This window comes from Clostridioides sp. ZZV15-6598, from assembly GCF_020657705.1.
Lineage (GTDB): Bacteria > Bacillota > Clostridia > Peptostreptococcales > Peptostreptococcaceae > Clostridioides > Clostridioides difficile_F.
In genome coordinates, this window is sequence record NZ_JAGWCS010000014.1 from 38,733 (window position 1) to 55,108 (window position 16,376).

The 16,376-nt window shown below is 28.8% G+C and carries 14 protein-coding genes and 1 riboswitch; of the genes, 12 read left to right on the forward strand and 2 right to left on the reverse strand.

Annotated features, from left to right (window positions below):
- Window positions 1-14: 14 nt before the first annotated feature.
- Complete coding sequence (locus KGF50_RS04610; RefSeq protein WP_227433725.1) at window positions 15-1,016, reverse strand: aspartate-semialdehyde dehydrogenase; 1,002 nt, start codon at window positions 1,014-1,016, stop codon at window positions 15-17.
- Window positions 1,017-1,189: 173 nt separating this feature from the next.
- Window positions 1,190-1,364: riboswitch (Lysine riboswitch) on the reverse strand.
- Window positions 1,365-1,441: 77 nt separating this feature from the next.
- Window positions 1,442-2,323 carry a 4-hydroxy-tetrahydrodipicolinate synthase gene (gene dapA / locus KGF50_RS04615; RefSeq protein WP_227847002.1) on the reverse strand — a complete coding sequence of 294 codons (882 nt, stop codon included), beginning with the start codon at window positions 2,321-2,323 and terminating at the stop codon, window positions 1,442-1,444.
- A gap of 323 nt (window positions 2,324-2,646) precedes the next feature.
- Between dapA and KGF50_RS04620 the strand changes: the two genes are divergently transcribed.
- The 12 genes from KGF50_RS04620 (at window position 2,647) to KGF50_RS04675 (ending at window position 16,158) form a co-directional block, all read left to right on the forward strand.
- Complete coding sequence (locus KGF50_RS04620) at window positions 2,647-3,840, forward strand: L-serine ammonia-lyase (protein ID WP_227847003.1); 1,194 nt, start codon at window positions 2,647-2,649, stop codon at window positions 3,838-3,840.
- Window positions 3,841-4,046: 206 nt separating this feature from the next.
- On the forward strand, window positions 4,047-5,165 hold the full coding sequence (locus KGF50_RS04625; protein WP_227847004.1) for an N-acetyldiaminopimelate deacetylase: 1,119 nt from the start codon (window positions 4,047-4,049) through the stop codon (window positions 5,163-5,165).
- A 138-nt stretch (window positions 5,166-5,303) separates the two neighbouring features.
- Window positions 5,304-5,537 (forward strand): small, acid-soluble spore protein, alpha/beta type, encoded by a 234-nt coding sequence (locus tag KGF50_RS04630; RefSeq protein WP_227847015.1) that lies wholly within the window; start codon window positions 5,304-5,306, stop codon window positions 5,535-5,537.
- Window positions 5,524-6,270, forward strand: a complete 747-nt coding sequence (locus KGF50_RS04635; RefSeq protein WP_227847005.1) for a class I SAM-dependent methyltransferase — start codon at window positions 5,524-5,526, stop codon at window positions 6,268-6,270. Before KGF50_RS04630 ends, KGF50_RS04635 begins: the two co-directional genes overlap by 14 nt.
- 193 nt (window positions 6,271-6,463) lie before the next feature.
- Window positions 6,464-7,339: an Hsp33 family molecular chaperone HslO gene (gene hslO / locus KGF50_RS04640; RefSeq protein WP_227847006.1), complete on the forward strand. Its 876-nt coding sequence runs from the start codon at window positions 6,464-6,466 to the stop codon at window positions 7,337-7,339.
- A gap of 358 nt (window positions 7,340-7,697) precedes the next feature.
- Window positions 7,698-8,498: a PIG-L family deacetylase gene (locus KGF50_RS04645; protein ID WP_227847007.1), complete on the forward strand. Its 801-nt coding sequence runs from the start codon at window positions 7,698-7,700 to the stop codon at window positions 8,496-8,498.
- A 284-nt stretch (window positions 8,499-8,782) separates the two neighbouring features.
- The gene (locus tag KGF50_RS04650) at window positions 8,783-11,023 is read left to right on the forward strand and encodes an excinuclease ABC subunit UvrA (RefSeq protein ID WP_227847008.1); all 2,241 of its coding nucleotides are present in this window, start codon (window positions 8,783-8,785) and stop codon (window positions 11,021-11,023) included.
- A gap of 365 nt (window positions 11,024-11,388) precedes the next feature.
- Window positions 11,389-12,924, forward strand: a complete 1,536-nt coding sequence (locus tag KGF50_RS04655; RefSeq protein WP_227847009.1) for a glycine betaine ABC transporter substrate-binding protein — start codon at window positions 11,389-11,391, stop codon at window positions 12,922-12,924.
- A gap of 14 nt (window positions 12,925-12,938) precedes the next feature.
- Window positions 12,939-13,700 carry an ABC transporter ATP-binding protein gene (locus tag KGF50_RS04660; protein WP_227847010.1) on the forward strand — a complete coding sequence of 254 codons (762 nt, stop codon included), beginning with the start codon at window positions 12,939-12,941 and terminating at the stop codon, window positions 13,698-13,700.
- A 115-nt stretch (window positions 13,701-13,815) separates the two neighbouring features.
- The gene (locus tag KGF50_RS04665) at window positions 13,816-14,229 is read left to right on the forward strand and encodes a cupin domain-containing protein (RefSeq protein ID WP_227847011.1); all 414 of its coding nucleotides are present in this window, start codon (window positions 13,816-13,818) and stop codon (window positions 14,227-14,229) included.
- Between the two features lie 182 nt (window positions 14,230-14,411).
- On the forward strand, window positions 14,412-15,104 hold the full coding sequence (locus tag KGF50_RS04670; RefSeq protein ID WP_227847012.1) for a response regulator transcription factor: 693 nt from the start codon (window positions 14,412-14,414) through the stop codon (window positions 15,102-15,104).
- A gap of 133 nt (window positions 15,105-15,237) precedes the next feature.
- Window positions 15,238-16,158, forward strand: coding sequence for a sensor histidine kinase (locus KGF50_RS04675; RefSeq protein WP_227847014.1), 921 nt, complete (start codon window positions 15,238-15,240; stop codon window positions 16,156-16,158).
- Window positions 16,159-16,376: the final 218 nt, after the last annotated feature.

Sequence of the window (16,376 nt, forward strand, 5' to 3'; positions counted from 1 at the left end):
TACAAATTTGTATACTATACTAAATCATATGATATAGCCATTTCAGCTATTTGGATTGCATTAGTTGCAGCACCTTTTCTTATATTGTCAGCAACAACCCAAAGGTTTACACCATTATCAACACTAAAGTCTCTTCTAATTCTTCCAACAAACACTTCATCTCTATCATCAAATTCTACAGCAGTTGGATATTCATTTTTAGCAGGATTATCAACTACTACAACTCCTGGAGCTTCTTCAAGTGTTTTTACTAAATCTTCTAGTTCAAATGGATTATTAAACTCAATATTTATAGATTCACTATGACCATTCTTTACTGGCACTCTTACAGTAGTTGCAGTTATTTTTAAGTCGTAGTTATCAAGTATTTTCATAGTTTCGTTTACCATTTTCATTTCTTCCTTAGTATATCCATTTTCAGTAAATGAATCTATATGAGGAAGACAGTTATAAGAAATTTGATGTGGATAGAATCCAGTAGGATTACCAGTCATTCCTTTTTCTAAATCTTCAACCCCTTTAACACCAGAACCAGATACAGCTTGGTAAGTAGAGTAAACTACTCTCTTAATTTTGTATTTGTCATCAAGAGGTTTAAGAGGAACCATAGCTTGTATAGTAGAGCAGTTTGGATTAGCTATTATACCTTTATGTTTTTTTATAGCTTCTGGATTTACCTCAGGAACAACTAAAGGAACATCTGGATTCATTCTCCATTGACTAGAGTTATCTACTACTAAGATTCCATTTGATGCAGCTATTGGAGCATATTTTTCACTAATGCTTCCTCCAGCAGAGAATAACGCTATTTGTATTCCTCTATCAGTGAATGAAGTTTCTTTTAATTCTTCTACTATATATTCTTTACCACAAAACATTACTTTAGAACCAGCAGATTTAGAAGAAGAGAATAAAAATAGATTTTCTATTGGAAAATTTCTTTCTTCTAATACTTTTAAAAATGTTCTACCTACCATTCCAGTAGCACCAACTATTGCCACATTTACTTTTTTCATATTAAATTCACCCCAATTTTTAATTATTAAAACATTATTTAAATTTAGTTATACAAGTAAGATATGTTAATATTTTTATATATTTAAAAACTTTAGTATTATATTAACAACTTTAATTATATACAAAAAACGTACAAAGGTATACTTTGTACGTCTAGTTTATCACTCAAAGTAAACCTTGTAGCTCACCACCTACATAAATAAGTGACAGTATTACACATCTTATGTGTAATCCCAGAAAATATTATTGCAAGAAACATTTTCTTCGGCTATAAATCCTTTTTCCAATCATTAACACTTGCCAGCTCCTATTGGATACTCTTATTTACAGCTACCTCTACCCTAGGTTAATAGGATATTAAAATTTGATTATTCTAATAATAATACATATTTTAGAAAAAATCAACTTATTTATAGAAATATTGCTAAAATTTAAATCCAAAATTTGTCAATTCTTGTTTTAAAACATTAAGATTAGCTTCTTCCATTTCAGCTAAAGGAAGTCTTAAATCTCCAACATTAAAACCTAAAATATTCATAGCAGTTTTAACTGGAACTGGATTTACTTCTATAAATAAGGCATCAATTAAAGTATCCATATCAAGTTGTAATTTTTTAGAGCCTTCAATGTCACCTTCAAAGAATTTAGTTACTAAATCATGAGTTTCTTTAGGACAGATATTAGCAAGTACAGAGATAACACCACTTCCTCCTAATGATAATAGAGGTAATATAGTATCATCATTACCGGAGTATATAGCGAAGTCTTCAGGTACTAATTTAGCTATTTCTGCAACCTGAGCTAAATCTCCACTAGCTTCTTTTACAGCAACTATATTATCTATTTTAGCAAGCTCAGCCACAACTGATGGCTTTATATTTACCTTAGTTCTTCCTGGTACATTATATAAAATAATTGGTAATTTAACGCTTTTTGCTATTGTTTCAAAGTGAAGTTTAAGACCTCTTTCATTAGTCTTATTATAGTAAGGAGTTATGATTAAAAGACCATCCACTCCTAATTTTTCAGCTTCTTGGCTCATGTGAACAGACAACATAGTATTGTTTGAACCAGTACCTGCTATAACTGGTATTCTCTTATTGACTTTTTCAACTGTATATTTTATTACAGCAAAAATCTCAGATTCACTCATAGTAGTAGCTTCACCTGTTGTTCCACAAACAACTAATGCATCTGTGTCATTTTCAATATGGTATTCGATTAATTCACCTAACTTTTCAAAGTTGACATTGTTATCCTCCGTAAATGGGGTAACTAAAGCAACAGCAGAACCTTTAAATAACATATAATCAAATCTCCTTTTTTATTTAAATTTAATTTTTTAAGTACAATAATAATTATAGTACAAATTAATTAATTTTAATAGGCATAGTTAATATCTTAACTGTATAAAGTAAGATATTTATATTATATTAATATTAAAAAAATTTTAAATAAATGTTTTATTCTCAAAATATACATATTAATTTAATAAAATATACCAAAATGGAAATAAAAAATAAATTTTATGCGAATTTAATAACTAATAATTAATATATTTAGGTTATAATAAATATGTGCGTAAAAATAAATAATAAGCATTAACATAGAAAATTTAGGAGGAATAATATGGATACTTTAAAGGAACTTTTTAAAATAGGAAGTGGACCTTCAAGTTCTCATACTATGGGGCCACAAAGAGCTGCGGAAAGATTCAAAAATGAAAATCCAGATGCAGAAAGCTTTAGAGCAATATTATATGGTAGTTTAGCTGCTACAGGAAAAGGTCACTTAACAGATTATATAATTGAAAAAACTATAGCACCAAAGAAAGTTGAAATCGTTTGGGAAGAAGATATAATAAAAGATTTTCATCCAAATGGAATGAAGTTTGAAGCTTTAGATAAAGATGGAAATGTGACAGCTGAATGGACTGTATATTCTGTTGGTGGAGGAACTATAGCAGAAGAAGGTCAAAGAAACAGTAAAAGCAATAGTATATATCACCTAGACACTATGGATGAAATAGTGAAATGGTGTAAGGAAAATAATAAAACTTTAGTTGATTTTGTGTTAGAATGTGAACCATCTGATATAAAAGACTATATAAAAACTATAAGAGATGCTATGAGAAAATCTATTGATGATGGACTAAGCACAGATGAAGTAATACCAGGTAAATTATTATTAAAAAGAAGAGCAAATAATTTTTATAAAGCATACCAAGAAGATAAAAGTTTTTCAACGCTTGTATATGCATATGCACTAGCAGCTTCAGAGCAAAATGCTTCTGGTAATATAATAGTTACAGCACCAACTTGTGGTTCTGCTGGAGTAATACCAGGAATATTCTTTGCAATGCAAGATTTCTATAAATACGATGATGAAAAAATAATTGAAGCATTACTTGTAGCTGGAATAATTGGAAATATAATAAAAACTAATGCATCAATATCTGGTGCAGAAGTAGGATGTCAAGGTGAAGTCGGTGCAGCTTGTTCAATGGCAGCAGCGGCAGTAGCGTATTTAAAGGGTGGTACTATAGACCATATTGAATATGCAGCAGAAATAGCACTTGAACATCATCTAGGAATGACTTGTGACCCTGTATATGGATATGTTCAAATTCCATGTATAGAAAGAAATGCAATGGCAGCTCAAAGAGCTTATGATGCAGCTAAGTATGCATTATTAACTGATGGCTCACATTCTGTCTCCTTGGACCAAGTCGTTGAAACAATGAAAGAAACTGGGATTGATATGATGGATAAATACAAAGAAACTGCAAAAGGTGGACTTGCTAAACACTTCTTCTCTTGCTAAAATTAAAAATTTTTCAATAATAATTCCCCTGTTTTGATTTATGAAACAGGGGAATTATTATTAATGGTGAATTATTTAATAATGCAAAATATTTTTATATTCAATTTAGTTTTTTATTTTTAAATATGAAAGTATATTATATAATATTTTAATTATAAGAGATATAGAAATATTTTTATAATAAATTATAATTTGGAGGAGATTACATGAGAGAGGCATCGTATTTACAAGAACAACTTTATAAGCATAGGAATGCATTAAATCCTATTGCAGAAATTGGAAGAAAAGAGTATAAGACTTCAAAATATATAAGGGATTATCTGGATAAAATAGGAGTTGAATATGAAGTTTACTTAGAAACAGGAATAGTAGGTGTGATAGAAGGTAAAAAACCAAGAAAAGATATAGCTTTTAGAGCTGATATAGATGGTCTTCGTAGTGAAGAAGGTGTAAAACACTTATGTGGTCATGATGGACATGCTACTATATTACTTGGATTAATTGAGTATTTAAATGATAATAAAGAAAATTTAAATGATAATGTTGTATTTATATTCCAACCAGCAGAAGAAGGGCCGGGGGGAGCAAAAGCATTGATAGATGCAGGTGTGCTTAAAAAATACAATGTGGATGAGATATATGGGCTTCATATATACCCAGAATTACCAGAAGGTTATGTAGGCACAAGAGAAGGATACTTCATGGCTCAAATAGGAGATATTGATATAGAAATAGTGTCTAAAAGTGGACATGGAGCTATGCCACAAAATGGAATTGATGGTATAGTGATAGCTTCAAACTTTATAAGTTCACTTCAAACTATAGTATCAAGAAATATAAGCCCAATAGACAATGCAGTTTTGACTATAGGTAGAATTGAAGGTGGAGCTAGAAGAAATATAATAGCTGAGAATATAAAGATGGAAGGGACTATTAGATGTTTTAGTCCAGAAGTGTATGAGAGAATGAAACTTAGAGTTAAAGAACTTGCTAGAGGCTTTGAATTGTCTTATAACTGTAAGGTAAATATAAATATTATGGATGATTATATAGCTGTTAAAAATGATAAGGACTTGTATAAAGAGTTTGTAGAAGCTGTTGGAAAGGATACAGCTATAGAATTAGACCCACTTATGATATCAGAAGATTTCTCTTATTATCAAAAAGAAGTTCCAGGGCTGTTCTTTATGTTGGGCTCAAGAAATGAGGAGAAAGGATTTGTAAATGGGCTTCATAATATAAACTTTAATTTTGATGAAAAAATATGTGTAGATGCACTAAATGTTTATGCAAAATTATTAAAATATAAAAAGGCTATAGATTAAGAAAAAATAATTTTAAAAAGTCATAAATTTAAAATATTTAAATTTAAAGCTATGATAAATACCCCTTACTTATTTGTATAAATTTCTTTTAATTGACAAAAATACAAATAAGAAGGGGTGATTTTTTTGAAAGAAAATATGAAAAGAGAAAAGAAGATAACTAATAGCAAGAATACTAAAATATTGACAAATGATGATATAATGAAATATGAGATAGCCTCAGAACTAGGTCTTATGGATAAAGTTGGAGAACGTGGATGGGCAGGGCTTACAGCTAAAGAAGCTGGAAGAATTGGAGGTATGCTTACATCACGTAAAAAGAGGCTAAGAAAGATTGTGGAGGAGCAGAATAAAAAGGATGAGTCAATATAGTGATTTTGCGTTTGTATATGATGAACTTATGAATGAAGTGGATTATGATGGATGGGTTAAATATATAGAAGATATAATAGATACTGAAGGTGTAAAAGTAAAAAATATATTGGAATTAGCATGTGGTACAGGTAATCTCACAATTCCATTAACTAAAAAGGACTATGATATAGCTGGGATTGATATATCTGATGAAATGCTTAGTGTAGCAAGAGAAAAGGCAGAAAGAGAAGGCGTAGAGTTAGTATTACTTCAGCAAGATATAGCAGAGCTTGACTTTGATATATCCGATTTGGATTGTGTACTTTGTGCCTGTGATGGATTTAATTATATAACTTATGATGATGATTTAGAAAATGTATTTTCAAAAACATATGAATTATTAAAAAAAGATGGAATCTTTATATTTGATATAAGTTCATTTTATAAATTAGCCAATATATTAGGAAATAATATGTATGGAGAAAATAGAGAAGATATAGCTTATATGTGGCAAAATTACTTTGATGATGAAGAAAATTTGATTGAAATGGAACTTACATTTTTCATTAAAGATGAAGATGGAAAGTTTGAAAGATTTGAAGAAGTACATCAACAAAGGGCGTATACTGAGGATGAAATAGTTGATATGCTTAAGGAATCTGGATTTAGGGATATAAAATCTTATGGAGATTTTACATTTGAAAAACCTAATGAAGAAAGTCAAAGAATATTCTTTGTATGTAAAAAATAAAGATTTTCTTATTGTGTACAAAAAGAAGTGTTATTAATATAAAATATTATTGATGAAGATATAAAATGTTATTGGTAAAAATAAAAGAGGTAAAGTTTTTTGTATTAAAAATTAAAGTAATTTAAAATAGTAAGATAGAAAAAAGTAATGATATAGAAAAATAGTATGATTAACAAAATGTGGAGGAATACAAATGAAAGATTATGTACTAAGAGCGACATCAGGAAATGGTCAAGTTAGAGCATTTGTTGCAACTACTAGAAATACAGTAGAAGAAGCTAGAAGATTACATGAAACTACAAAAGTAGCAACAGCAGCACTTGGTAGAACATTAACAGCAACATCTATAATGGGATTGATGATGAAAAATGACAGTGATAAATTGACTGTAATAATAAAAGGTGGTGGACCAATTGGAACTATCATCGCAACAGCAAATTCTAAGGGAATAGTAAAAGGATATGTAGGAAATCCTCATGTAGAAGTTGACGATTATCCAAATGGAAAGCTGAATGTTGCAGCAGCAGTGGGTACAGAAGGTGTTGTAAAAGTTATTAAAGACTTAGGTCTTAGAGAGCCATACAATGGAACTTATCCATTAGTAAGTGGAGAAATTGCAGAAGACTTTACTTATTACTTTGCAGTGTCAGAACAAACTCCATCAGTGGTAGCTTTAGGTGTTCTTACAAAAGATGATGAAGTCGAGTTTGCTGGAGGTTTTATAGTTCAATTAATGCCAGATGCAGAAGAAGAAACTATCGCAAAATTAGAAGAAAATGTAGCTAAATTACCTTCAATAACTAATATGTTAAAGGAAGGAAACTTGCCAGAAGATATATTAAATAGAGTTTTAGATGGTTTAGAGCCTAAAGTACTTGATACTTGTGAAGTTGGATTTGAGTGTGAGTGTTCAAAGGAAAGAGTAAAAACTGCTTTAGTGGCAATAGGTAAAAAATCTTTGGCTCAAATAATAGAAGAAGATAAGCAGGCAGAAGTTGGATGTCAGTTCTGTAATGAGAAATATATGTATAGTGAAGAAGAATTGCTTGAAATTTTAAAGGAAATGTAGAACAAAAGGAATGTGGAATATTAAAATAGTAGCATTAATAGTGGAATATTAAAGTATTAGTATTAATATAGAAATTGAAATATAATTCATTAAAAATAAGAGTTATATGTTAAGATATGTTGAGAAAGAAATCTAAGATATGCTGAGAAAGACAAACTTAATAAATTTTAAGAATTAAAGGGCTTTCTAATCGTAGTATTTGTAATATTGCGATTGGAGAGCTTTTTTAGTTCATTGTGGCTTGTGTCAAAGATTGTATAAAGCTACAAATTATTGTAAAATAATTTGTATATTTTAACCTATTTACAACAAAAATTTATAAGATATTTGAATTGATAAAAAGGAGAAAATTTTAAAAATGAAAAATAAAAAAAAGTACATAGTCATAAGTATATTAATACTATTTATGATATTTTTAATGGCTATTAACCTTAATGGTAAACTCGAAACACCTATTCCACGGAGCAATAGCAGAAAATTTAAATCTAATGCTGTATTTTACCCACAGCATCAAGATGATGAAGTCCTATGGGGAGGAAGTGCTATTGTCAATGCAATAAAACAATGTGGGGCTGATAATGTATATGTTGTGTTGGTATCAGATGGTTCTGGAGTAAACGTTTTTAGAGCTAACACTAAGTTTAGAAATTTAACTAGGAAGCAAAAGGAAGAGCTTAGGAACAATGAATTTAAGTCAGCATTAAAAGAGCTTGGAGTAAAACCACAAAATATAATTATACTTGCTGATATAGACAAAAAAGAGGGAACACATTATAAGTTAATGGAAAAGACAATATTAGATTTTGAACATAAATTTAAGGGTGATGTCACTCATATAGCTCATCATTATAAGTACGATGACCATATAATGCATAGAAAAAATGGGGTAGTTTTAAAGAAGCTTAAACGTGAACGTAAGATAAAAGATGACTTGTATTTTATAAAACCGAAATATGTAAAGTACATACCAAGAAATGAAAGAGCCATCTATAAAGCAATTAATTTTAATGATTATAGTAAGGTCAAAAGTGCGTGTTATGAATATAAGGTTGTAAATTCAAAACGAAAAATGTATGGTATAGGGTATATTTCAGCACATAGCTATTTTGAACACCTTTTAAATGACCCTGAACTTACGTCTGTGTTAAGTGAAGATTAAAGTAATTTACATAAAGCTATCTTAAAAATATTATTTACTAAGGATAAAAAAGTATTTGAGAATAGTAAGAATATATTATGATTAGATAAGGTTTAGTATCTCAGTTATGATTTTAAAAATCATAACTGAGATACTTTTTTTACGCTCTTAATAAGTTTATATAGATTTTTTATATGAAATTTTAAACCCTACAGTATACAACCAAGGGATAGGTCACATGTTATAATCAGCCATGTTTAAATATTAATATAATTTGCTATAAAAACAATTTAGGAGGAGAAAGTATGAATAATGAATTTATAGTTTTAAAAGGATGTAAGGAAAATAATTTAGATAATATTTCATTAAAAATACCTAAAAGAAAAATAACCATATTTACAGGTGTGTCTGGTTCTGGAAAATCATCTATTGTTTTTGAAACAATTGCAAAAGAATCACAACGTCAATTAAATGAGAGATTTAGCACTTTTGTAAGAAGTTTTTTACCTAAGTATGGAGAAGTTAAAGCTGATTGTATAGAAAATTTATCAACACCGATTATTATAGACCAAAGTAGACTTGGGGGTAATTCAAGGTCAACTTTAGGTACTATCACAGATGTAAATTCATTTTTAAGGGCTTTATATTCTAGATTTGGAAGCAAGTATATAGGTAATGCTAACATGTTTTCTTTTAATGATATCAATGGTATGTGTCCAAATTGTCATGGGCTTGGGAAAAAGCTAATACCTAACATGAAGCATATTCTTGATATGAATAAATCGCTAAGTGAGGGTGCTATATTGCTTTCAGGTTTTGGAGTGGGTTCTTGGCACTGGAATATATTTGCCGAATCAGGATACTTTGATATTGATAAGAAAATATGTAATTATTCAGAGAAAGAGCTAGAAAAATTTTTATATGGTGAGCCAGAAAAGATTACAACAGAAGAAGCCGGAAAAATCAATATAACATATGAAGGCTTAATGACTAAGTTTAATCGTCTATATCTAAGTAAAGAAGGAGAAATTTCTGAGACTACTAAGAAAAAATTGAGCAAACTCCTTATAGAAGACAAGTGCCCTGTTTGCAATGGAAGAAGACTTCATGAAAGAGTATATAAATCTTTAATTAATGGCTATAATATTGCAGATTTGACAAGTATGCAACTTGATGAATTAGTTAAGGTTATTAAAGATATAAATGAGCCAGAAGCACAACCTCTACTTAAAGGGATATTAGAAAAACTAAATAACATCATAGATATAGGTCTAGGGTATTTAACTTTAGATAGGGAGACATCATCACTATCAGGTGGAGAATCTCAGCGTATAAAGATGGTAAAATATTTAAATAGTAACCTTGTAGATTTGATGTATATTTTTGATGAGCCAAGTATAGGTCTTCATCCAAGAGATGTTTATAAATTAAATAATCTTTTAAGGAAATTACGTGATAAAGGAAATACAATTATAGTTGTTGAGCATGACCCAGATGTTATTAAAATTGCAGACCACATTGTAGATGTAGGTCCAAAAGCTGGTAAGTATGGTGGTAAAGTTGTATATGAAGGAAGTTATGAAAAGTTGCTTTCAAGTGGGACATTAACAGGAAATGCCTTAAATAAATCTCTTTTTATTAAGGAAAATGTAAGAGAACATAGAGGATATTTAGAGGTTAAAGATTGTAATCAAAATAATTTAAAAAATATATCTATAAAGATACCTAAAGGTGTATTAACTTTAGTGACAGGAGTAGCAGGAGCTGGTAAGAGTACCTTAATTAAACATGAATTTTTAAAGCAAAATACAGATACTGTATTAATAGACCAAAGCCCTGTATCAGCTAATTCGAGGTCAAGCTTAGCAACATATAGTGGAATTATGAACGATATAAGAAACATTTTTGCAAAAGCAAATGGCGTTAAAGCGTCTTTGTTTAGCTCAAACTCAGAAGGAGCTTGTGATAATTGTAAAGGGTCTGGAATAGTACAAACAAACCTTGCATTTATGGAAAGTATAAAAAGTACTTGCAATGTTTGTGAAGGCAAAAAATTTAAAAAAGAAGTTTTAGAATATAGATTTCAAGGGCAAAATATAATAGAAATTCTTGAAATGTCGGTTTCAGATGCGATTGAATTTTTTAGTTTAAAACAGATTAAAAAGAAATTACAGTACATTGAAAAAATGGGAATTGGATACCTTACTTTAGGACAAACTCTGGATACATTATCTGGAGGAGAATGTCAAAGATTAAAGCTTGCTAATGAATTAAATAAGGAAAGTTCAGTGTATATATTAGATGAGCCGACAACAGGACTTCATATGGCTGACATTGAAAATTTTATAAATATAATTGAAGAGATTGTAGATAATGGAAATACAGTTGTCATAATTGAACATAATATAGATATAATTAAAAGAGCAGATTGGATTATTGATATGGGTCCTGAAGGAGGGACAAAAGGTGGGAAAGTAATCTTTGAAGGAACTCCAAAACAATTGTCTAACAATAAAATATCGCTAACGGCAAAATATATAGTATAATAAATAAAATACAATAAATATAGCTGATATATGAGTAAATATAATGGGTATATAATATGATAGTTAAGTCTAACAATAATAAATAATATGATAAATATTCAAATTTAATTAAATATAGTGTCAGAAATCCGTTTAAATAGCAAGTTTTTAACGGTTCTGACATTTTTTCTTATTTTCATGAAGATTGACATGTTAGGATTTTATATTAGTTACTTTTTAGTGCCTACTTGAAAGTTTGATATTATGACCTTAACATGTAATTTATGGAATAATTTACTTAGTGTAGTAAAATGAGGGCTATCACTAAACTATAATTGTATAATTTGAATCTTATTAAGTAAAACTCATAAAAAGGAGTTGAGGTAATGCTAAACGATATGCTAACACTATTATCTGAAAGAAGTGATTTTTTTATAAAACTATCCATCGAACATTTAACAATTTCTATTATTTCTATAATAATTGCAATTGTCTTAGGTGGTATAATTGGTATCATTGTAAGTGAATTTCACAAGTCTTCTAAGCCAATCTTAGGAACTATCAATTTTCTATACACTATACCATCTATTTCTATGCTAGGTTTTTTGATACCATTTTCTGGAATTGGAAATACTACAGCTGTTATTGCTCTTACTATATATGCATTATTACCTATGGTTAGAAATACATATACTGGAATTACTAATGTAGATAAAAATATTCTTGAAGCAGCTAAAGGTATGGGAAGTACAGACTTTCAGATACTATATAAAATAAAACTTCCACTAGCCTTACCTGTCATTATGTCTGGTATTAGAAATATGGTTATTATGACAATTGCATTGACTGGTATTGCTTCATTTATAGGTGCTGGTGGTTTGGGTGTAGCTATATATAGAGGAATTACAACAAACAACACAGTAATGACAGTCACTGGAAGTATTCTTATTGCTCTATTGGCTTTGTTATTTGATTTTATTCTAGGATTAGTAGAAAGATTTTTACAAAGAAAAAGAAAAAAGAAAAATAGGAAAAAAGTATTTGCCATTCTAGGAAGTCTTATCCTTATAATAACTATCTTTACATCTTATTTTTTTAATTCTACAAAGACTCAAACTATTCATATAGCTACAAAACCAATGACTGAACAATATATTCTTGGTGAAATGTTAGATATTTTAATTGAAAAAAATACAGATTTGAAAGTAGAAATCACACAAGGTGTAGGTGGAGGAACATCCAATATTCAGCCAGCTATGGAGAATGGAGAATTTGATATTTATCCAGAATATACAGGTACAGGCTGGAATATGGTACTTAAGAAAAATGAATTATATACTGAAAATATGTTTGAGAAGTTACAGTCTGAATATAAAACTAAACTTAAGATGCAGTGGACTGGTATGTATGGTTTTTCTAATAGTTATGCATTGGCAGTTAGAAAAGACATTGTAGATAAATATAAATTGAAAAATATTTCAGACTTAAGAGATATATCTTCTGAATTGACATTTGGTGCTGAATACGATTTTTATGAGAGAGAAGATGGCTACACTCCACTATGTAATACCTATGACTTACACTTTAAAAACACAGTTGATTTAGATATTGGACTTAAATATCAAGCAATCAATGAGGGAAAAATTGATGTAATGCCTATATTTACAACTGATGGACAGTATAGTGTTTCAGATGTTGTAGTTTTAAAGGATGATAAAAGCTTTTATCCATCTTACCAATGCGGAAATGTTATTCGTTCAGAGGTGTTAGAGGAGCATCCAGAACTTTCAAAAGTATTCGAGATGGTGAAAGATATTTTAACTGATAAAGAAATGGCTAAATTGAATTATGATGTAGAAAATAATAATTTAGAGCCTAGAGAAGTTGCACGTGAGTTTTTGAATAAAAAAGGACTTTTATAATTGGAGGAAATATAATGACACCTATTATACAATTTAAAAATATTGAAAAACAATATAATGATAAAACAATCATAAATAATCTCAATTTAGACATAGAAAAAGGAGAATTTTTAACTGTCATTGGGTCATCTGGAAGTGGAAAGACAACACTTCTAAAAATGATTAATGGTCTTATTTTGCCAGATGGAGGAGATATTTTAATTAACAAAACAGACATTAAAAATGAGGACTTAATTAAATTAAGAAGAAAAATAGGCTATTGTGTTCAGGGAAGTGTTCTTTTTCCTCATATGACTGTTGAAGAAAATATTTCATATGTGCCAAATCTCCTTAATCGAAAAAATAAGTCAGAGATAAAAAATGCTGTAGACAAATGGATGCAGATAGTGGGATTACCAAATGATATGAAAACAAGATACCCATCCGAATTATCAGGTGGTCAGCAACAGCGTGTAGGGATTGCACGTGCCTTAGCTTCTTCACCAGAAATCTTATTGATGGATGAACCTTTTGGTGCTGTTGATGAAATCACAAGAAAACAGTTACAAAAAGAGATAAAAGAAATTCATAAAAAAACAGGAATTACGATTGTATTTATTACACATGATATTTATGAAGCCTTGATTTTGGGTACAAAAACTTTAGTATTAAATCATGGAATTATTCAACAATATGATACTCCTGAAAATATCTTAAATGCACCTGCAAATCAATTTGTAGACCAGTTACTAAATGTAAAAAAATCTATAACAAGTTATGATGATTTAAAAGAATAAAGTTAATCTAAAAATTAAATTATGATAATACTGAAAAGCTATTGACCTTGAGTTAACTTTAAGTCGTATACTAAAAATGTAAGAATAGTTAAACAAGGCATAGGAGGTATTAAATATGGATAGAGAAAAAGATTTAGGTACAGGAGCAGTTTTCCCTATTGGCGGAGAAAACAAAGCATTTGCACAGTATTTTACAGGAGAATGTTATTTAAATATGCTTACTACTAAGGGCGTGGTAATTGGTAATGTGACTTTTGCTCCTTCTACAATCAATTCATGGCATATACATCATAAGGGTGGACAGATTTTACTTGTAACTGGAGGCAGAGGATATTATCAAGAGTTTGGCAAACCAGCACAGGAATTGCATGCAGGTGATGTAGTTAATATACCACCAGATGTGAAGCACTGGCATGGAGCTTCACCAGATAGTTGGTTTCAGCATTTAGCTGTAGAAGTACCAGCAGAGGGAGCCTTCAATGAATGGTTAGAGCCTGTATCTGATGAAGAATATAGCAAATTAAAATAAAAAGTTTATAAACTTATAAAAAATGATGAGTGTATATTAAGTAAAACTACTAAATATACACTTTTTTTTATTTTGAATTAATAAAAACTTGAGAAAATAATAGTTTTTTAGAAAATAAAATTAGTATAATAAAATAGTAAACCCTAATGATTTGATGTGTATAAAAATATGGAGGAAATAAAATGGAAACTATAATGGTTGTAGAAGATGATATTATGCTTAATAATGGTATATGTTTCAACTTACAAAGTGATGGATTTCGAGTGGTACCAACATATAGTCTAAAAGAAGCTAAAGAAAAATTTGAGAAAGAAAAAATAGATTTAATGATATTAGATGTAAATCTTCCTGATGGAAATGGATTTGACTTGTGCAAAGAAATAAGAACTAGTTCAAAGGTAGGTATTCTATTTTTGACAGCCTGTGATATGGAATCTGATATTGTAAATGGATTTAAGATAGGAGCAGATGATTACATAACAAAACCATTTAGTATAAATATATTGCTACAAAGAATAAAAGCACTGCTTAGAAGATGTAATGTTGAAATACAAGAAGAAGTCTTATTTGAGGGAGAATTTGAATTTAATTTTGATAAAATGACTGTAACTAGAAATAGCGAAAATATAATTCTTTCACCTATAGAATATAGAATTCTAAAGAAATTGGTACAACATAAAAATGAAATAGTTACAAGACAAGCGTTGATAGATGCAATATGGGACAATGATAGTGAGTATATGGAAGAACATGCATTGACAGTAAATATAAATAGATTGAGAAAGAGAATAGACCAGAAAATATCAAAGCATAAGTACATAAGGACTATCTATGGAATAGGCTATATGTGGGTTGGTGAACAAGATGAAAAATAATAAAAATTTAAGTAAAAACTATTACAAAAACATTTCTATTATATATTTCATAGTATCATGTCTATCCTTAATAATAATAAGAATGCAAACTAACAAAATTTTATATATGCATCCTGATTTAGCTGAATTTATTGTGAATATTAATTGTATAATTTTAATTTTTATAGTTACTATGTTTTTCATATCGTTATTTTTTGTATATAAAATAAGAAAAGACATAGTTGAATTTAGTAGCAATATCATATATAACATAGATGAATTTATATCGGATAATAAAAATATGCACTTTGATTTAAATAAAGATACTTTAACTGCCAAAGTTCAAAATAAAATTAAATATATGATAGAGGTTATGGAAGTTAAAAACAGTAAGTATTCAGAGGAAAAAGAAAATATAAAAACTTTAATATCAGATATATCGCATCAAATAAAAATACCAATAGCTAATATATCTATGTATAATGAGACTCTAATACACAAAGAGTTAGATAGAAAAAATCAAATATTGTTTTTAGAAAACATGCAAAGTCAGGTAAATAAATTGGACTGGCTGGGAAAAGCACTTATAAAGATTTCTAGATTAGAAACTGGTATTATATCTTTGAATACGACTAAAAGTAGAATAAGTGAGACTATTGCAAGTGCATTAAGTGGAGTGTTTTTAAAATTAGAAGAAAAAAATATATTACTAGAAATTGATTTAGATGATAAAATTGAAGTTTGTCACGATAAAAAGTGGACTAGTGAAGCTTTATTTAATATTATAGAAAATGCAGTAAAGTATACCCATGAGGGAGGAAAGATAAGTATAAAGACTGATAAAATGGATATATTCACTAAAATTATCATAAGTGATAGTGGAATAGGCATAGATGAGAGTGAAATAAATAATATATTTAAAAGATTCTATAGGAGTATAGAAGTTGGAAATATAGAAGGTATTGGAGTAGGCTTATACTTAGCAAGAGAAATTATAAATAAACAAAATGGATATATAAAAGTAGATTCTCGAAAAAATGTTGGAACTACGTTTAATGTTTATATGAAAAATTAAACTCAACATTTACTTAAAACTGAGATTTATAATATATAACTTGAAAATAAAATTTAAAATTCTTAAAAGTAGTGTATATAGTGTTTGTTGGATAACATCATATGCACTATTTTTATTTTTTCTTCAATAAATATCACAAAATATCTTAAAAAACATTACGAAATATCTTAAAATATCTCAAAATTGTTATAATTCATATCTAAAATATAACAGTACTG